Raw genomic sequence first — 17633 nt, forward strand, 5'->3', positions numbered from 1 at the left:
CGGCACTTGGGTGCCGTCTTTTTTATAATGATCAGCTGTTTAGACGTCTATAAGTAAAGCTTTCAGTTTATCAACTGTATTTTCTTTTTCTAACGGCCGATAAATGGTCAGTTTCAAATCAGGAGAGTCATATATTTGTAATGTCATATGCTCCATCACCATTGTTCCGGCTGCCGGGTGATGAAGTACTTTTTCTCCTGCGTGTGTGCCTAATACTTCATGGTGGTTCCACCATTCTTTAAATTCCGGGCTTCTTTCAGTTAACTCATCGATCAGCTCTTTTATCCATGCTTCCCCAAGAAACCGGCTGGCTGTCGATCGAAACTGTGCGATCAGTTTTTTGGCGTGGCTTTCCCAGTCGTCAAGCAGATTCCGATACTCCTTCGAGGTGAAACATCGCCATATGGCGTTTCTTTCCTTTCTGCTCATTTGGCCAAAATTGCCGAACACAGCACAAGCTGCTGTGTTCCAAGCAATAACGTCCCACTTTTCGTCAGTCACATAAACAGGGCAATTGGTTAAATGATCAATAAAGTGCCGCACAGCCAGAGGAAGGCTTTTATTTTCTTCATCCTGATCATCTAAAGGAACATGATGGCCCGCCAACAGAAAGACATGGCGTTTTTCCTCGTAATTCAATTTGAGCACTCTCGATATGCTTTCCAGTACCTGTGTAGATACCCGAATATCCCTTCCCTGCTCAAGCCATGTGTACCATGTGACACCTATACCGGACAGCTGGGCTAATTCCTCTCTCCTCAAGCCTGTCGTTTTCCTTCTGGTGCCCATAGGCAATCCAAACTCTTGCGGAGAAATCTGTGCTCTTTTAAGTTTTAAAAACTCCCCTAGCTCTTTCCGTTTTTCTGCCATACTGTCCACATACACACTCTCCTTCTGCATAGAATTTCCTATTAGTATTCTACATAAAAAGGAGAAGGTTTTTATATTATTTGTTTCGTTCTGCAAATACTTCCGCGGCCACAGGAAGAATGGTATTCAGCGCATTCGGGAAACCTGAATAAATAATCATCTGCATCATCACTTCTATGAGTTCTTCTTGTGTCCATCCGACATTCAGGGCTCCGTTAATATAGAATTTTAGCTGCTGGGTATTGCCCAATGCAGTCAATCCAGCAACGGTTGCTAATAATCTGGATTTCAGATCAAGACCTGGTCTTGAAAAAATCTGACCGTAGTTAAACTCCACGGCAAGCACACCAAGGTCCGGAGCGATGGAATGTTTAAAATTGTCCACGATCGCTTCATAGTTCTCCTCATCAATTTGTTTCAGAATATCTAACCCTTTTTTAAAACGTTCACTTGTTTGCACCAGCTTCTATCTCCCTTCCAATATCGCTTTTTTAGTAGTACGATTTATGGTAATCCTTGAACTGAAGGCAATACCGACCATGATCATCCCCATAATACAAACGCCGTTCCAATGAAACAGCATCCAGACTGCACCCCCTGCATACGATCCCAAGGCGCCGCCTAAAAACGTGCTGACCATAAAGATGCCATTCAATCTGCTTCTCATTTCAGCCGACAATTGGAAAATCTCCGCCTGACACGCCACCTGATTCGCCTGAATGCCCATGGTGATGAATAAAGCGCCCAATACAATCACAATCAATGAAGTCTGGCCTGCCATTAATAAAACAAATGACAATAAGGTAAAAGACATACAAAGCTTGTTGGAAAAAGCAGCTCCTTTTTGATCAATAATCCGGCCGATCAGCGGCGTTGCAAAAGCTCCGCCAATTCCCACCAAACCGATTGTTCCGGCAGTCTGGCTGCCAAACGAAAATGGAGGTTCACTCACCATAAACACTAACGCCGTCCAAAATAAACTGAAGGCGCCGAACATGAAGCCTTGGTTTACACATGCTTTTCTTAACACTTTCTCTTTGATCAAAAGGGGAAATAATGAAGAAATGAGTTTTCCGTAATGAAATGCATGTGTCCCTTTGCTCTTCGGAAAGCAGAAGTGAATGATCAACATAATGATGACGGCTGCTGCACAGGCAACCCAATACATCACGCGCCAGCCATAATGGGCATCTACCGCCCCGCTGACCACTCTCGCCCCTAAAATTCCGCAAACCAAGCCGATGGCTACGTTTCCGAGTACTTTTCCTCTGTTCCTGTCATTTGCTAAACCTGCCGCAAACGGCACAAGGATTTGAGGAATAATCGTGAAGAATCCCAATAATAAATTTGTGATGACTAGCCATGGAAAGCTTACAGCTAACGCTGAAGCGGCCGAACAAACCCCCACTAAAAATAGCAGGCTCACAATGAAGCGGCGGCGTTCAAAAAGATCTCCCAATGGAACAAGCAGCAGGTTCCCCGCCGCATAGCCAATCTGCGCCAATGTAGCAATCATTCCCGCTTGTGCCGGCGTCACATGAAACGTGCCTGCCATGCTGACAAGCAATGTTTGATTGATATAGACATTAGCTACAGTAAACCCGCAAGTCACCGCTATAAGAAAAATCAAACCTCTCGATAATGAAATGGAATGGCTCATGTTTACCTCCTTCTTCATGCATGATAAAGCAGGTTCAATCATGGAAACAGAAGTGAGTTTATACTGGTATAAAAAGTACTAGCAAAGCAAAAAAGCGAAACCCTGTCAGGCTTCGCTTTTGTAAAACATTTTGTTTATCAATCCACTTCTTTCTTAATCCCCAGCATTTTCTCATCTAGGTAATGGGCGATTTCCGCGGCTTCCTTCAGCTCATCTGTTAATTGCTTAGGAACGTCATTGTTCAATTTATAGTAAATTTTATGTTCAAGGCTCGCCCAGAAATCCATCGCGATCGTCCGGATTTGAATTTCTGCTTTGACGTATTCCACACGATTCGTTAAATTCACAGGCATCTCAATGATTAAATGCAGGCTTCGGTAGCCATTCGGTTTGGGTGTCTGGATATAATCCTTTACCTTTACGATTCTCAAATCTTCATGCTGCTTCAACACATTTACGACATTATAAATGTCAGAAATAAAGGAACAGATGATGCGCACGCCGGCAATGTCGTGAATATGCTCCTTCATTTCCCTCGTCGTAATTTCGCAGCCCTTTCTCATTAACTTATTCACGATGCTTTCAAAGCTTTTGACACGGGACTTTGTATGTTCAATCGGGTTGTGTCCGTGAATGAGGTTATATTCCTGGCTGATAATTGAGAACTTTGTATCGAGTGCATCTAGCGCAAATTTATAAACTAATAATTCATTTTTCCAATCTTCCATTACTGTTTTTAAATCGTCCATATGTGTTACAGATAAATCCATTTTCGTCATCTCCTTTAACGGAACTTTATCCGCTGTCCATGTACTAGACGTCCCTGTCAGCTGCAAGGTTCTATGAATTTTTTTACAAAATGCGGTCGATTGTAACAAAAAAAGACCGCACGAAACGAGCGGTCTTTTTTTTATCGGAAATAGCTGATCAATAAACCGATTGAGAGCAGGAATCCGAAAAATGTATTTGTTTGGGCTGTTGATTTCATTGCGACAATCATATTCATCGGCATTTCTTTCTGGACGAAGCCCTTTACTGCCTGAACCGGCTTAGGCACGCTCAAAAAGACGACAAACAGCCAAGGGCTTGCGGCACCGGTAATAACCAAGCCGACAACCCAAATATAAGCGACGGCAAACGACGCAGCTAACAGAGTAACAGCTCCCTTATGCCCCATCAAAATCGCCAATGTTTTGCGCCCGCCTTTTTTGTCCTCTTCAATATCGCGAATGTTGTTTGACAAATTAATCGCGCCGACAAGAATCGCAATCGGGATCGAAATCAAAATGCTTTGCGTGTTGATCATATCTGTCTGAATAAAAAACGAAATCAGCACAAACACCGAACCCATGCAAATGCCTGAGAATAATTCACCGAACGGCGTGTACGCGATCGGCAGCGGCCCGCCTGTATACAGGTAGCCGATTGCCATGCCGACAAGGCCGATCACAGCGAGCCACCAGCTGCTGCTCGCGCAAATATAGACACCGAGCAGAATGGCAATCCCGTATGATGCGAGGGCTAATTGCAAAATCGTTTTAGGCTTCATTCCGTGGCGTACAATTGCCCCTCCGATTCCGACTGATTCTGCTGTATCTAACCCGCGTTTAAAATCATAGTATTCATTAAATAAGTTCGTCGCGATCTGGATCCATAGGCAAGAAAACAGCATAGCCAAAAACAGCAGCAGATCAACCTTCACATAAAACATCGCCAAAACGGTTCCGAGCAGCACAGGCACAAACGATGCGGTTAACGTATGAGGACGGGTTAACTGCCAAAGGATCTGCCCCATGCTTTCTTTTTGCGGCGCTGTCTGACCCTCACCCTTATTTGTTTGGTTCATCTTCCTCTTCCTTTCTATTAAAAGGCTTACTTTTTTTCAGCCGGCAGCTTAATAAAAAACTCCTTTTGCTTCCTTATCTATCATAATGACTTCTCCCTTATTTCACAAGATACCGCAAGAAGGCGTTTTCTTTCTTATTATACGCTTCCGCCCCGATTTCATTAGGTTTCTGCTTTCACTTGATCGAACAGGTACAGAAAAATTTTTTTAAGTACATTACACTTTTTAAAAGTTAAAAAGATCTTTTGACTCCATGTATCTTTTCCTTTATTATGAATCAGCTCGAAACATTCCATTCTTGCCCCTGCAGGTATAAAGATTCATTTTTAAAAACAGACGCCGATATATTAATTTGAGGGAGTTTAGGGAAAAAATGAAACTTTTTGAGCATCTGATCGTCAAATAATCATGTGATTGTCGAAAAAACGGGAAGGGAATTTTTGATATGCTGCAATTAATGAAACAGCTGTATGAAAAACCCGCTGTCAAGTGGACATGTCATACAGGCTTTTATTTGATGATACTGCTTGTTTTGTTTTTTATGTATGGTTTTCACACCGCGAATACCGGTTCATATATTTATAACGATTTCTAATTGGAGAGAGAATAACTATGAAACTTTTACATGCTATTCAAACACATGCGGAAACTTATCCGCAAACCGATGCCTTCCGCTCTCAAGGCCAGTCGCTCACGTATCAGGAGTTATGGGAGCAGTCTGACCGCGCGGCTGCCGCGATCCAAAAACGCATTTCTGGGGAAAAGAAATCTCCTATCCTTGTTTACGGCCATATGGAGCCGCACATGATCGTTTCCTTCTTGGGAAGCGTCAAAGCGGGACATCCTTATATTCCGGTTGATCTGTCCATTCCGGCTGAACGGATTGCGAAAATTATCGAAAGCTCTGGAGCAGAGTTGCTGATCCATGCAGCCGGACTTCCAATTGATGCAGTCAGCCAGCAGATTCAAGCCGTTTCAGCGGAAGAACTGTTGGAAAACGAAGGCGGCTCTGTCACCGAAGATCAATGGGTCAAAGAACACGAAACGTTTTATATCATTTACACTTCTGGAAGCACAGGAAATCCGAAAGGCGTGCAGATTTCCGCTTCTAACCTTCAAAGCTTCACAGACTGGATTTGTGCAGACTTCCCAGTCAACGGCGGAAAAACATTTTTAAACCAAGCGCCATTCTCATTTGATTTATCTGTCATGGACCTATATCCGTGCCTGCAATCAGGCGGGACTTTACATTGCGTGACAAAGGATGCTGTGAATAAGCCGAAAATCTTATTTGAAGAGCTGAAGAAGTCCGGGCTGAATGTGTGGACATCAACACCTTCTTTTGTGCAAATGTGCTTGATGGACCCGGGTTTTTCACAGGACCTGCTGCCTGGTGCGGACACATTTATGTTTTGCGGAGAGGTTCTTCCGGTTTCTGTGGCAAAAGCGCTGCTTGAGCGTTTTCCGAAAGCAAAGATTTTTAATACGTACGGCCCGACTGAAGCGACAGTGGCTGTCACATCGGTTGAAATTACAGATGACGTGATCAGCCGCAGCGAATCGCTTCCAGTGGGCTTCGCCAAACCAGATATGAACATTTTCATTATGGATGAACAGGGACAGCCGCTTCCTGATGGAGAAAAAGGGGAAATCGTCATTGCAGGGCCGAGCGTAAGCCGAGGCTACCTTGGTGAGCCGGAACTGACGGAAAAAGCGTTTTTCTCTCATGAAGGCCAGTGGGCATACCGGACTGGCGATGCCGGCTTTATTCAAGACGGTCAGATTTTCTGCCAAGGGCGTTTGGATTTTCAGATTAAACTTCACGGCTACCGAATGGAATTGGAGGAAATCGAGTTTCATGTCAGACAGTCACAGTATGTTCGCTCTGCTGTCGTGATTCCTTATCAGCCAAACGGAACAGTTGAGTACCTGATCGCTGCTATTGTGCCTGAGGAGCATGATTTCCAGAAGGAATTCCAGCTGACAAGCGCTATTAAAAAAGAGCTTGCCGCTTCTCTTCCGGCATATATGATCCCAAGAAAATTTATCTATCAGGATCACATTCAAATGACGGCAAACGGAAAAATTGACCGAAAACGCATTGGCGAAGAGGTTCTTGTATGACGCCTTACAGCTCGTTTTTATTCTTTATACTGCTTGGCATTCTTCTCCTGCCGACGATCATCCTCGGCTTAAACGGAAAAAGATTTCAAGCATACAACATGTTCATATCTATCATTATATTGGCTTTAATTTTTTCGCACGACTTACACGGGGTCATTGCACTGTGCCTGTTTACAATATGGCAGGTGCTCTTGGTCAGCGGCTATCTGGCATACCGGCAGAAAGCGAACAGCGGCTTTGTGTTTTGCGGGGCTGTTATCGCGTCGATTCTGCCTTTATTTCTGTCAAAAATTTGGCCGTTTCTTTCACACCCGCAGCCGCATCATCCGCCGCATAACCTGATCAGCTTTTTAGGGATCTCATATTTAACCTTTAAAGGCGTTCAGCTGATTATGGAAGCAAGAGACGGACTGCTGAAAGAACAGCTGCCATTGCACCGCCTGCTGTATTTCATCCTGTTTTTCCCGACGATCTCCTCCGGTCCGATCGACAGATACCGCCGGTTCGTCAAGGATGAACAAAAGGCTTGGACGAAAGAAGAATACGCCGACCTGCTGTATACGGGGATCCATAAAATCTTCATCGGTTTCCTGTATAAATTTATTATCGGCTACGCGATCAATACGTACTTCATCATGAATCTTCACGCAATCACGCACAATAAGATTCTTGGGAACCTGCTGTACATGTACGGCTACAGCATGTATTTATTCTTTGATTTCGCCGGCTACACGATGTTTGCCGTCGGGGTCAGCTACATTATGGGCATTAAATCTCCAGAAAACTTTAATAAACCGTTTATCAGTAAAAATATTAAAGATTTCTGGAATCGCTGGCATATGTCTCTGTCATTTTGGTTCAGAGATTATGTGTTTATGAGATTCGTATTTTGGATGACAAAGAAAAAGTGGATCAAAAACCGCATGGCTGTCTCAAACATCGGGTATTTCCTGCTGTTTATGCTGATGGGGGTTTGGCACGGGCTTGCGCCGCAATATATCATCTACGGCCTTTATCACGCCGTGCTGATGACATGTTACAACTTTTTCGAGAAGTGGAATAAGAAATATAAATGGCTGCCGTCCAACCGCTGGACAACCATTCTCGCTATTGTGATCACGTTCCATTTCGTTTGCTTCGGGTTTTATATTTTCTCAGGAAAACCATTTCATCACCACCATTAAAGGAGATTAGAAAGCTATGGATTTTAAACAAGAGGTATTAGACGTTTTAGCAGAGGTTTGCCAGGATGACATCGTAAAGGAAAATCCTGATATTGAAATTTTTGAAGAAGGTTTGCTTGATTCTTTTGGAACAGTAGAATTGCTGCTTGCGATTGAAAACCGTTTTGATATTTTAGTGCCGATCACTGAATTTGACCGGGACGTTTGGAATACCCCTAACAACATTGTAAATCAGCTGTCTGAGTTGAAATAATGAAAAAGCGTTTTTTCGGTCCAATTATTTTGGCGTTTATTCTATTCGCAGGCGCCATCGCAATTCCATCTTCATGGCTGACAGGCTTCATCACCGATAAGCGTGTGAAAGAGTCAGCAACAGCCTTGAATCCGAGTATGTTTCAAGGGCTATATTTACAAGATCAGATGCTCAAAGATCCGACATATCTTCCGATTTACGGATCTTCTGAGCTTTCCCGGCTGGACGAGTTCCATCCATCTAATTATTTTCAGGTAAACAATGAGGGATTCACGCCATACCTTGTCGGCAAAGGCGGGTCTCAATCATTGATTCATTCTTTAAACTTCGCTGCCCATATGGATCAGCTGAAGGGCAAAAAAATCGTATTCATCGTGTCTCCGCAATGGTTTATTAAACGCGGGTCTGATGAACAGCATTTCGCGCCGAACTATTCTGCGCTGCAAGGGCTTGATTTGGCGTTTAATGATCAGATCGATCCTGAAATAAAAAAGAAAATGATGAAACGCATGCTGCGCTTTAAGGCTGTGCAAAACGACGCGATTCTTTCCGAGCTGTGCAAAGCAATCGTAAACGGCCAGACGTGGAAAGTGAACGCGCTAAAGCCGGCGGCGAAAGTGTATTACAGCATGCTGGAAAAGAAAGATCTGTATTATTCAACGACAGAAACACCCGGACCAAAGCGTTATATCTCGCAGTCAGTAAAGGATAAATCATGGTCTGAACTGAATAAACTGGCGGATCAATCGGGCAAACGCCACTCCGGGTCTAACGATTTTCGTATCGACAACCCTGTCTATAAAAAGCTGAAGCCAAAAGTGCAAAAGCTGAAAGGGAAAAACAAAGGAAGATCGTATGCTGTATCACCGGAATACGGCGACTTTGAAATAATGCTGGATATCCTGAAGGATGCGGGCGCAGAACCTATGTTTGTCACTATTCCAGTTAACGGAAAATGGTACGATTACACAGGCTTCCCGAAAAAAGGACGCACTGACTATTACAAAAAGGTAAATAAACAAATCAGAGCCAAGGGCTTCCAGGTTGCTGATTTCTCAGGGCATGAATATGACCCGTATTTCATGAAAGACACCATCCACATTGGCTGGAAAGGCTGGGTGTATGTCGATAAAGCAATTGACGAATTTTATAAAACCGGTAAAGTCACTTCATCCTGAGCATCTCATAGGACGCGGCTGTATATTTCCTGCTAAGATTTGAAATAGTAAAGGAATCACAGCCAACTTAATTAAGAGGTGTTACATCCAATGAAGATGACAGGCAATACGATTTTAATCACAGGGGGTTCTGCTGGCATCGGGCTTGAACTGGCCAAACGGCTGCTGGAGCTCGGCAATGAAGTCATCATTTGCGGACGCAGCGAGGCACGCCTTGCAGAAGCGAAGCAGCAGCTCCCAAACATCCATACAAAACAGTGTGATGTGGCAGACCGGTCGCAGCGGGAAGCATTGTTTGAATGGGCGCTAAAGGAATTTCCGGCCCTGAATGTTCTCGTCAACAACGCCGGCATTCAAAAGGAAATTGACTTTAAAAAAGGGACAGAGGAGCTTTTTGTGGACGGAGACGAAATTGAACTTAATTTCCAAGCGCCTGTCCATTTATCCGCTCTTTTTACGCCTCATTTGATGAAGCAGCCCGAGGCGGCAATCGTTCAGGTTACATCCGGGCTTGCGTTTAACCCGTTAGCTGTTTATCCGGTGTACTGTGCAACAAAAGCGGCACTTCACTCGTTCTCGCTTACGCTCAGACACCAGCTTCGCGATACAAGCGTGAAAGTGATTGAAATGGCGCCTCCTATGGTGGACACGGGCTTAAACCAAAAATCGCGCGATAAACAAGGCCTGACGTACCGGGGCATTTCAACTGAAGAATATGTTCAATATTTCTTGGATGGCTTGCAGGAAGGCAAACAGGAGATTACAAATGAACGTGTTGAAGGTCTTCGAAATGCCACTCGCACCGATTATGACAGGGTATTCGAGCAAATGAACTCGCAGGAGAAATGATTTCTCCTGCTTTTTTCTTATGAATTTCTTACAAATTTGAGCAAACCTATTGCGAATATTTGTTGAAGGTATACAATAGAATATAAATTATTTTCAAATAAGTTTGATAATATAAACAATTTAACAGCAGGGAGATTGACCATGACTAAACAAACGATTCGCGTTGAATTGACATCAACAAAAAAACCGAAACCAGACCCAAATCAGCTTTCATTCGGAAGAGTGTTTACAGACCACATGTTTGTAATGGACTATGCGGCAGATAAAGGTTGGTACGATCCAAGAATCATTCCTTATCAATCCTTATCAATGGATCCGGCCGCGATGGTCTATCACTACGGCCAAACCGTGTTTGAAGGGTTAAAGGCTTACGTGTCAGAGGATGACCATGTCCTGCTTTTCAGACCGGAAAAAAATATGGAACGCCTGAATCAATCAAACGACCGCCTCTGCATCCCGCAAATTGATGAAGAACAGGTTCTTGAAGGTTTAAAGCAGCTTGTCGCCATCGATAAAGACTGGATTCCGAATGCGGAGGGCACATCCCTTTATATCCGTCCGTTCATCATCGCAACCGAGCCTTTTCTTGGTGTTGCGGCATCTCACACGTATAAGCTCTTGATCATTCTTTCTCCGGTCGGCTCTTATTACAAAGAAGGCATTAAGCCTGTCAAAATCGCTGTTGAAAGTGAATTTGTCCGTGCGGTAAAAGGCGGAACAGGAAATGCCAAAACCGCTGGGAACTACGCTTCAAGCTTAAAAGCGCAGCAGGTAGCCGAAGAGAAAGGATTTTCACAAGTGCTTTGGCTGGACGGAATCGAAAAGAAATACATCGAAGAAGTCGGAAGCATGAACATTTTCTTCAAAATCAATGGTGAAATCGTAACACCGATGCTGAACGGAAGCATCCTGGAAGGCATTACGCGCAATTCTGTCATTACCTTGCTTAAGCACTGGGGCTTTCCTGTTTCAGAACGAAAAATTGCGATCGACGAGGTCATCCAAGCCCATAAAGACGGCATCCTTGAAGAAGCCTTCGGAACAGGTACAGCAGCCGTTATTTCCCCAGTCGGCGAGCTGATTTGGCAGGGTGAAACACTGTCAATTAACAATGGTGAAACAGGGGAAATCGCAAAAAAATTATATGATACGATTACAGGCATTCAAAAAGGCGCTGTCACAGACGAATTCGGATGGACGACCGAAGTCGCAGCGCTGACTGAAAGCAAGTAAGAAAAAAGCCGGCCCATTACAGGCCGGCTTTTTTTACGCTTCAATTTTGTTGAAGAACTGCGGCAGATACGCTTTGTGCGCCTCCAGCATGTCGTCTAAAATCTGTTTGGCCACAGTATCGGATGGGACAAGCGGGTTAATCGTCATGGCAAGGAGGGCGGTTTGATAGTCACCTGTAACTGCCGCTTCTGCCGCGACACGCTCAAAGGATTTGATTTGCTGGACGAGGCCTCGGACAGACACCGGCAAGTCGCCGACAGCAATTGGCTTAGGGCCTGTTTTCGTCATCACACAGTTTACTTCAACTGCGGAATCGTCTGGAATGCTCGCTATTGCACCATTATTGATCGTGTTCACCGGCTGAATGTCATGTTTATCATTGTAAATGGAGCTGATTAGGTTACATGCTGCATCACTGTAGTAAGCTCCGCCCCGTTTTTCCAGCTGCGGCGGTTTGATCGCAAGGTTCGGATCTTTATAGAGCTCAAACAGCTCTTTTTCGACCTTTTGCACGACTTCAGCGCGGGTGCCCTCCGTTTGTGATGCTTCCAGTTCGTGCTCCAGCATTTCTTTTGTTTTGAAATAGTAACGGTGATAGCCGCAAGGGATCACATTGAGCGCTTTTAAGAAATCCGGTTCCCATTCGGCGCCTGAGATATTTTTCATCGTCATCGCGTTTTTCGGGTCACCCATCGCCTCGATGACTTGCTCTTTCACACTTACGCCGTCCAAGAAAACATCCAGCCCGAACACCATATGATTCAGTCCGGCGAATTGGACTTCTACGCGGTCCACATCTACATCAAGCGCTTTGGCTACGCCCATTTTAATGCCGATTGGAACATTACAAAGACCGACGACTTTCTTCAGGTTGGAGTAGCGAAGCAAGGCTTCTGTTACCATGCCGGCAGGGTTTGTGAAGTTAACAAGCCAAGCGTTCGGGCAGAGCTCTTCTAAATCCTTTGCGATCTCAAGGATGACCGGAATCGTGCGTAATCCTTTAAACAGGCCTCCCGGACCGTTTGTTTCCTGGCCAATTACTCCGTATTTTAGTGGAATGCGCTCATCCTTTGCTCTTGCCTGCAAAAGTCCGACACGGAATTGAGTCGTAACAAAGTCTGCGTCTTTCAGAGCTTTTCTCCGGTCGAGCGTAAGATGAATGTCAATCGGGACGCCTGCTTTTTCAACCATCCGTTTGGCGAGTGTGCCGACAATATTCAGCTTTTCTTCGCCCTCAGGGATATCGACGAGCCATAATTCACGCACAGGCAGCTCATCATACCGTTTAATGAACCCTTCCACTAGCTCGGGCGTATAGCTTGAACCTCCGCCAATCGTTACAATCTTCAATCCTTTTGTCATATGCTTGCTCCCCTTTGCTCGGTGATTTTTTCATATAACTCAATGATCTCTGCAGCCATATCCTTCACTGTCATTGCATTCATTAAATGATCCTGTGCATGAACCATCAGAAGCGTCATTTCCGTTTTATCTCCGCCCGCTTCATTTTGGATCAGCTCTGTCTGATAGTGATGGGCTTTTGACAATTCTTCAGCAGCGTCTTGAAGCTTTTTCCGCGCTTCTTCTGCGTCGCCGCTTTTCGCTGCGGCAATGGCCTCCATTGCGGAGCTCCTTCCGTTTCCTCCGTGAAGGATAATTTGAAAAATGATTTGTTCCATTTTCTCATTCACGCGATTCACTTCCTTTCTCTACAGAGCCGCTTCCTTGTCATCTGATGCAGCAGGTGTTTGGACCAGCTCCAGATCGTTTTCTTCTTTCAGCTTCTGCTTATCCCACATTCTGAAGAATGGATAGTAGACAACAAAGGATACGGCAATATTAATGGCTTGCATGACCGCGCCTGAGACTTTTCCTCCTGTCGCCAAGTAGCCTGAAAAGATCGGCGGCATGGTCCACGGCACTGCGATACCCGCCGGTTTGGCGACAAGGCCGGTGCTCATTCCGATGTACGTGAGTGTCACTGTGACAAGCGGCGTGATGATAAACGGAAGTAAGAGCATTGGGTTCATGACGATCGGCATTCCGAATATAATCGGTTCGTTAATATTGAAGATGGCCGGGCCGATCGCAAGTTTTCCGAGCTGTTTCATTTGTTTGCTTCGGGCACGCAGGAACATCGTGACAACCAGTGCCAATGTCGCGCCGCTTCCGCCGATATTGACCCAGATATCGAAAAATTGCTGGGTGAAAATCTTAGGAAGCTCCTCTCCTGCTTGGAACGCAATTCGGTTGGCATCCATTGCACCGTACCAAATCGGTGCCATGACGCCGCCGACAATATTGGCGCCGTGAAGTCCGCAGGCCCATAAAAGCATTTTGACGGCTTCGGCGACAAGGCTTCCCCCAAGACTTCCTCCAAGAATGGAAAGCGGAGTTCCCAGTAAAACGCTTACAATATTATGAAGGCTTTCAAACGGTGTCGCTTCAACTGCCAGCCGGGCTGCCCAAATCAGAAAGATGACGGCAAAGCCGGGAATTAAAGCGACAAATGACTTGCTTACCGCCGGCGGAACGCCGTCCGGCATTTTGAAGACTAAATTGCGCTGGATAATGAGGCGGTAAATCTCTGTGGACACCATCGCGATAATCATGGCGACAAACAGGCCTTTGCTTCCCATGAGCGAAAGCGGAATCCCGCCGCCGACCATGATTTCTTTCGTCGCTCCATCCGGTGTAAACGGCACTTGATAAGGTGTTGCTAATAAAAATGCCGCAAGGGAAATGGCTCCAGCCGACAAAGCATCGACGCCGTATTTCTCGGCGAGCCGGTAGGCGATGCCGAACGCGGCGACTAGCCCCATAATTTCAAAGGTGGCGTCAACTGGGTAGGCCAGTTTTTCAGACCAGGAGCTGCCAAACGTTTTTGCCATAAACTCAGCATATCCCGGGATTGGGAGATTGCCGATGATAAGGAAAAAGGAGCCGATGATAATCAGTGGCATCGTGAGGATGATACCATCACGCAGCGCCTGCAAATGACGCTGTCCTGCAATTCTTCCTGCTATAGGCATGACCTTTTCTTCTAAGATCTGATTGACTTTATTCACATAGCCCGCCCCTTTCTATGACACATTTCCAAGCTGTTCAGCCGATTTCAGCACTTCCGCCCCGTTGCAAGTGCCATAATGGACGGTATTAATGACGTCTACCGGAACCCCCTTTGACTCTCCTAATTTTTTGAGCTGCGGAAGCATATAACGGACTTGCGGCCCGAGAAGCAGTACATCCGCTTTATCGATATGATTTTGTACAGAATCGCCTGAAACTGCCCAAATGGTATAGTTTTTTCCTTGTTCCTGCGCACTTTTTTCCATCTTGCTCACCAGTAAGCTAGTAGACATGCCTGCTGCACAAACGAGTAATATATTCATGTAAAAGACCCCCTAGAGTTTGATCAATCTTGTTATATCCTGCTGTTGCTATCATCATATTATGAAATCGCTTTCATAAACACTCAAGGTTTTTCCGCAGGAAACGGAAAAAAGGTATATACAGGCTGTCAGCCCAGCTTTTTTTGGTCAAACACATCCGAAAGCTCTTGATACGAACGGCATTTGATCAGCTGGTTCACCGCCGCCGGGTCATCCAAAATGCTGCCCAGAAGTTTATACATGCTTTGCAAATCTGTTGTGTTCTCCTTCTCGACACAAAGCAGACAGACAAATTGAACACGCTGATTCTCCCAATCGATCGGTTTTTTGAGCGTACAAACGGCCCAAAACGTAGTTTTTGTCTGCGGAACGAGCGGGTGCGGGATGGCAACTAGATTGCCAAAGCACGTTGGCGACATGTCTTCTCTTTCAAAAATGGAATCTATGATTTCTTCATCTGCATAGCCGCATTCGACCGCTTTCTGCCCTAAAAATTGAATCACTTCTTCTTTTGTGCGCAAATCCTCCTGAAAAAAAACGAGTTCCTTTCTTAGATAGCGATCTGCTTTTTCCTTGTCATCACTTAGAATGGATTCTATTTTTGTAAAGTCAGTTCCGCCTAAAAGTGTGTTAACTTTCAGTACGGGTACAGGGAGCTCTTTTTTCATCGGAATGGTGCTGATGACAAAATCAATGGATTCATAGGATATTTGGTCAAGACTGTAATACTCAGCCGTTCCAAGAATATCGAGCCGATTGCCGAAATGGGAACGGAGTTTTTCGCGCAGAAGCTGGGCGCTTCCGGCACCCGAAGCGCATACAATGATACAGCGTTTCGGCGGGCTTTCTGTTTTTTTTCGTTCAATCGCGGCGCCAAAGTGGAGAGCCAAATATCCAATTTCGTTTTCATGAATGTCGATGCCTGTTTGTTCCTTTATCACCAACCCCGCAATGATCCCAGCTTCAAAAGCGAGCGGGTAATGTTCCTTGATCGCTGCCAGCATCGGATTTCGAAGATTCATGCCATATCTGTTGCGGCTGATCGCAGGCTTCACATGCAGGGCCAATCCGATTTTCAGCTCTTTGTCATGCAGAATGCCGAGCTTCAGTTCACGATCAACGGCTTTGATCATGGCAAATGTCAGCTGATCGGTTTCTTCTTCTATTGAAAATGTGTCCTCTCCGCATTGTGATTGTGTCATTCGTTTTGTGCCAAGGAGATGCATGGTGATGTACGCTGTCTCGTCTTTCGGAAACGTAACGGCAAGCGCTGATTCCAGTTCTTTTACGATGGCTTCTGCAGCCTGGTATTCTTTTTGATGCAGGATATGATCCATATCTTCAGGGAAAAGAGATACATAGTTTTCCGTTCTGATCCGTTTACAGGCGATAGCGATATGGATAATGAGGTTATTCAGTCCCAAGTTGGACAGAGGAATGCGGTCGTTTCTCATTTTTTTCAGGATGGCGGAACGGATGATCTCAATTTCTTCTTTTGGCAAAATATCAGTCTTTTCATTCAAAACATCCATCTCCGTTTCTCTTTCATCGACGATGTACTCCGCCATACAGTACCTCATCTGCACCTCGTCCCCGCGCAGCTTGAAGCCATAATTCGGACGTGTTTCCATGACGATGCGGTAAGGCAGCAGACGTTTCTTTACTTCCTTTATATCCGATTGGAGTGTAGATTTTGAGATGAATAGTTCTTCAGCCAGTTCATCGAGCTTAAGGTAATGATCCGCCAGCAGCAAACGTTTCATCAGATAGGCCATTCTCTCCTCCGGCAATACCGGCAGGCCCTTTTTTTGCTGAAACACATTTTGCAGCAGCACCCTAAAAGTCTGCTCATCATTAATGCTGAGCTTGTAGCCGGAGCCTCTTACCGATTGTACAAAGGCACCGTGGCCGCTTAGTACACCTTGCAGTTCCTTTATATCATTGCGGACCGTCCGCGTCGTTACATTTAATTGTGCGGCAAAAAACGAGCTTGTCAACGGGGCTTCAGCCGCCATCAGCAAGCGCAGAATATCACGAAGTCGCCCATGAAGCATGAGAAAAACCTCCTATCTAGTAGATGCAGGGATTCAGTGAATAGGCAGAAAGGATGATGAAGGGATGCGAAATGTATATAAATTCTATAATGGAGAGAATGGCAAGTCAATGAACATCCGGAGGACGAGAGGAAAACTGACCCATAAAAAAACAGCCGGGGTCAGCCGGCTGTTCTGGATGTTGACATATTCTTTTGTTTAGATGCCTTTCGATCCTTCATGATTTTTCGAACAATCGGGTAAATGAGCGGCGCCCATTTGATAACGGTTTTGATCATCTTTTTCAAAGCTCCGATTCTCCCTTCTTTTTTCTCAACCATTCCCCTGATTGCCTCTTCCTTAAACATGCTAACGCGACACGTACCTGTTTCCCGTCACCCAGAAACGCCATGGATAATCGCGGGCCTCCCCGCTGTTGTCGATGCCGATGCGCGGACCGGTTGAAATCTGCTCCGGTGTGTACCCTTTTTCAATGTAAAGCGGCTCTTCCGTGATCCAGCGCCCATAGTCATTCATCGTGACGCCAAGCGCTTTTGTGAGCTTTCCGGGACCGTTTGTCCATTCCCTAGGACTCCTGCCCGGTCTTCTCTCCTCCATTAACAGCTGGCCTTCATGCGGCTCAATCGCCCTGATTAATACCGCTTGCGGGACATCCTCTTCCGCGGCAACGACATTCAGCAATGTATGAGTGTGCATCACATATGTATACACCCGCCCAGCTTCTGCAAACATGATTTCAGTCCGCTTCGTCCGGCGGTTGTTAAAGCTGTGTGCCGCTCTGTCCCCAGCCCCCATATAGGCCTCTGTTTCCACAATATAGCCTGACGCTATGCCTTCGTCTGTTTCTTTTACAAGAAGGCAGCCGAGAAGCGATGGGGCAAGCTCAAGAGCTGTTTTTTGATAAAACGTGATGGGCAGCGGATTTTTTTCTCTTATCACGAATCGACCTCTCCTTTTACCGATTTTTGTACATTGTACCATTCCCGAAGC

General features: G+C 45.4%; 20 protein-coding genes. 7 read left to right on the plus strand and 13 right to left on the minus strand.

Features of this window, described 5'->3' with window-relative positions; genetic code table 11:
* Window positions 1-39: 39 nt before the first annotated feature.
* The 6 genes from MY9_RS19525 to MY9_RS21700 all read right to left on the minus strand — a co-directional run bounded on the left by MY9_RS19525 (window position 40) and on the right by MY9_RS21700 (window position 4672).
* Window positions 40-879: a helix-turn-helix transcriptional regulator gene (locus MY9_RS19525; protein ID WP_040081414.1), complete on the minus strand. Its 840-nt coding sequence runs from the start codon at window positions 877-879 to the stop codon at window positions 40-42.
* Window positions 880-946: 67 nt separating this feature from the next.
* Window positions 947-1330, minus strand: a complete 384-nt coding sequence (locus MY9_RS19530; protein ID WP_014665883.1) for a carboxymuconolactone decarboxylase family protein — start codon at window positions 1328-1330, stop codon at window positions 947-949.
* Between the two features lie 6 nt (window positions 1331-1336).
* The gene (locus MY9_RS19535) at window positions 1337-2530 is read right to left on the minus strand and encodes an MFS transporter (RefSeq protein ID WP_041521451.1); all 1194 of its coding nucleotides are present in this window, start codon (window positions 2528-2530) and stop codon (window positions 1337-1339) included.
* Window positions 2531-2667: 137 nt separating this feature from the next.
* Window positions 2668-3300: a GTP pyrophosphokinase YwaC gene (ywaC, locus tag MY9_RS19540; protein ID WP_014665885.1), complete on the minus strand. Its 633-nt coding sequence runs from the start codon at window positions 3298-3300 to the stop codon at window positions 2668-2670.
* A gap of 140 nt (window positions 3301-3440) precedes the next feature.
* A complete protein-coding gene (locus MY9_RS19545) occupies window positions 3441-4376 on the minus strand; it encodes a 1,4-dihydroxy-2-naphthoate polyprenyltransferase (protein ID WP_041521452.1) in 936 nt (311 codons plus the stop codon).
* A gap of 161 nt (window positions 4377-4537) precedes the next feature.
* Window positions 4538-4672, minus strand: coding sequence for a hypothetical protein (locus MY9_RS21700; RefSeq protein WP_014665887.1), 135 nt, complete (start codon window positions 4670-4672; stop codon window positions 4538-4540).
* 149 nt (window positions 4673-4821) lie between these two features.
* Between MY9_RS21700 and MY9_RS19555 the strand changes: the two genes are divergently transcribed.
* The 7 genes from MY9_RS19555 to MY9_RS19585 all read left to right on the plus strand — a co-directional run bounded on the left by MY9_RS19555 (window position 4822) and on the right by MY9_RS19585 (window position 11197).
* Complete coding sequence (locus MY9_RS19555; RefSeq protein ID WP_003227330.1) at window positions 4822-4971, plus strand: teichoic acid D-Ala incorporation-associated protein DltX; 150 nt, start codon at window positions 4822-4824, stop codon at window positions 4969-4971.
* A 17-nt stretch (window positions 4972-4988) separates the two neighbouring features.
* Entirely contained in the window at window positions 4989-6500 is a 1512-nt protein-coding gene (gene dltA / locus MY9_RS19560) for a D-alanine--poly(phosphoribitol) ligase subunit DltA (RefSeq protein WP_014665889.1), read from the plus strand.
* On the plus strand, window positions 6497-7684 hold the full coding sequence (dltB, locus tag MY9_RS19565) for a D-alanyl-lipoteichoic acid biosynthesis protein DltB (RefSeq protein WP_014665890.1): 1188 nt from the start codon (window positions 6497-6499) through the stop codon (window positions 7682-7684). The genes dltA and dltB overlap by 4 nt, the downstream gene beginning before the upstream one ends.
* 16 nt (window positions 7685-7700) lie before the next feature.
* Window positions 7701-7937, plus strand: coding sequence for a D-alanine--poly(phosphoribitol) ligase subunit DltC (gene dltC, locus MY9_RS19570; protein WP_003227325.1), 237 nt, complete (start codon window positions 7701-7703; stop codon window positions 7935-7937).
* Window positions 7937-9115: a D-alanyl-lipoteichoic acid biosynthesis protein DltD gene (gene dltD, locus MY9_RS19575; RefSeq protein WP_014665891.1), complete on the plus strand. Its 1179-nt coding sequence runs from the start codon at window positions 7937-7939 to the stop codon at window positions 9113-9115. Before dltC ends, dltD begins: the two co-directional genes overlap by 1 nt.
* 90 nt (window positions 9116-9205) lie before the next feature.
* A complete protein-coding gene (locus MY9_RS19580; protein ID WP_014665892.1) occupies window positions 9206-9964 on the plus strand; it encodes an SDR family oxidoreductase in 759 nt (252 codons plus the stop codon).
* Window positions 9965-10105: 141 nt separating this feature from the next.
* Window positions 10106-11197, plus strand: coding sequence for a branched-chain amino acid aminotransferase (locus MY9_RS19585; protein WP_014665893.1), 1092 nt, complete (start codon window positions 10106-10108; stop codon window positions 11195-11197).
* A gap of 33 nt (window positions 11198-11230) precedes the next feature.
* Here MY9_RS19585 and licH read toward each other — a convergent pair whose 3' ends face one another.
* The 7 genes from licH to MY9_RS19620 form a co-directional block, all read right to left on the minus strand.
* Window positions 11231-12559 carry a 6-phospho-beta-glucosidase LicH gene (gene licH / locus MY9_RS19590; protein ID WP_014665894.1) on the minus strand — a complete coding sequence of 443 codons (1329 nt, stop codon included), beginning with the start codon at window positions 12557-12559 and terminating at the stop codon, window positions 11231-11233.
* Window positions 12556-12888 (minus strand): PTS lichenan transporter subunit IIA, encoded by a 333-nt coding sequence (gene licA / locus MY9_RS19595; protein ID WP_040081398.1) that lies wholly within the window; start codon window positions 12886-12888, stop codon window positions 12556-12558. The genes licH and licA overlap by 4 nt, the downstream gene beginning before the upstream one ends.
* 18 nt (window positions 12889-12906) lie before the next feature.
* The gene (gene licC / locus MY9_RS19600; RefSeq protein WP_014665896.1) at window positions 12907-14265 is read right to left on the minus strand and encodes a PTS lichenan transporter subunit IIC; all 1359 of its coding nucleotides are present in this window, start codon (window positions 14263-14265) and stop codon (window positions 12907-12909) included.
* Between the two features lie 15 nt (window positions 14266-14280).
* The gene (gene licB / locus MY9_RS19605; protein ID WP_041521453.1) at window positions 14281-14589 is read right to left on the minus strand and encodes a PTS lichenan transporter subunit IIB; all 309 of its coding nucleotides are present in this window, start codon (window positions 14587-14589) and stop codon (window positions 14281-14283) included.
* Window positions 14590-14717: 128 nt separating this feature from the next.
* Window positions 14718-16643 carry a transcriptional regulator LicR gene (gene licR, locus MY9_RS19610; protein ID WP_014665898.1) on the minus strand — a complete coding sequence of 642 codons (1926 nt, stop codon included), beginning with the start codon at window positions 16641-16643 and terminating at the stop codon, window positions 14718-14720.
* Window positions 16644-16804: 161 nt separating this feature from the next.
* Complete coding sequence (locus MY9_RS19615) at window positions 16805-16963, minus strand: hypothetical protein (RefSeq protein WP_014665900.1); 159 nt, start codon at window positions 16961-16963, stop codon at window positions 16805-16807.
* Between the two features lie 28 nt (window positions 16964-16991).
* Window positions 16992-17582, minus strand: a complete 591-nt coding sequence (locus MY9_RS19620) for a DNA-3-methyladenine glycosylase (RefSeq protein ID WP_014665901.1) — start codon at window positions 17580-17582, stop codon at window positions 16992-16994.
* Window positions 17583-17633: the final 51 nt, after the last annotated feature.

This window comes from Bacillus sp. JS (assembly GCF_000259365.1).
GTDB lineage: Bacteria > Bacillota > Bacilli > Bacillales > Bacillaceae > Bacillus > Bacillus stercoris.

Excerpts from the sequence above, each read along its gene's own strand:
- licR (WP_014665898.1), bottom strand. The coding sequence starts at position 16,643 with ATGCTTCATGGGCGACTTCGTGATATTCTGCGCTTGCTGATGGCGGCT.
- dltD (WP_014665891.1), top strand. The coding sequence starts at position 7,937 with ATGAAAAAGCGTTTTTTCGGTCCAATTATTTTGGCGTTTATTCTATTC.
- MY9_RS21700 (WP_014665887.1), bottom strand. The coding sequence starts at position 4,672 with ATGGAATGTTTCGAGCTGATTCATAATAAAGGAAAAGATACATGGAGT.
- MY9_RS19555 (WP_003227330.1), top strand. The coding sequence starts at position 4,822 with ATGCTGCAATTAATGAAACAGCTGTATGAAAAACCCGCTGTCAAGTGG.
- licB (WP_041521453.1), bottom strand. The coding sequence starts at position 14,589 with ATGAATATATTACTCGTTTGTGCAGCAGGCATGTCTACTAGCTTACTG.
- MY9_RS19615 (WP_014665900.1), bottom strand. The coding sequence starts at position 16,963 with ATGGTTGAGAAAAAAGAAGGGAGAATCGGAGCTTTGAAAAAGATGATC.
- MY9_RS19545 (WP_041521452.1), bottom strand. The coding sequence starts at position 4,376 with ATGAACCAAACAAATAAGGGTGAGGGTCAGACAGCGCCGCAAAAAGAA.
- MY9_RS19580 (WP_014665892.1), top strand. The coding sequence starts at position 9,206 with ATGAAGATGACAGGCAATACGATTTTAATCACAGGGGGTTCTGCTGGC.
- MY9_RS19585 (WP_014665893.1), top strand. The coding sequence starts at position 10,106 with ATGACTAAACAAACGATTCGCGTTGAATTGACATCAACAAAAAAACCG.
- licH (WP_014665894.1), bottom strand. The coding sequence starts at position 12,559 with ATGACAAAAGGATTGAAGATTGTAACGATTGGCGGAGGTTCAAGCTAT.
- ywaC (WP_014665885.1), bottom strand. The coding sequence starts at position 3,300 with ATGGATTTATCTGTAACACATATGGACGATTTAAAAACAGTAATGGAA.
- dltA (WP_014665889.1), top strand. The coding sequence starts at position 4,989 with ATGAAACTTTTACATGCTATTCAAACACATGCGGAAACTTATCCGCAA.
- dltC (WP_003227325.1), top strand. The coding sequence starts at position 7,701 with ATGGATTTTAAACAAGAGGTATTAGACGTTTTAGCAGAGGTTTGCCAG.
- MY9_RS19535 (WP_041521451.1), bottom strand. The coding sequence starts at position 2,530 with ATGAGCCATTCCATTTCATTATCGAGAGGTTTGATTTTTCTTATAGCG.
- dltB (WP_014665890.1), top strand. The coding sequence starts at position 6,497 with ATGACGCCTTACAGCTCGTTTTTATTCTTTATACTGCTTGGCATTCTT.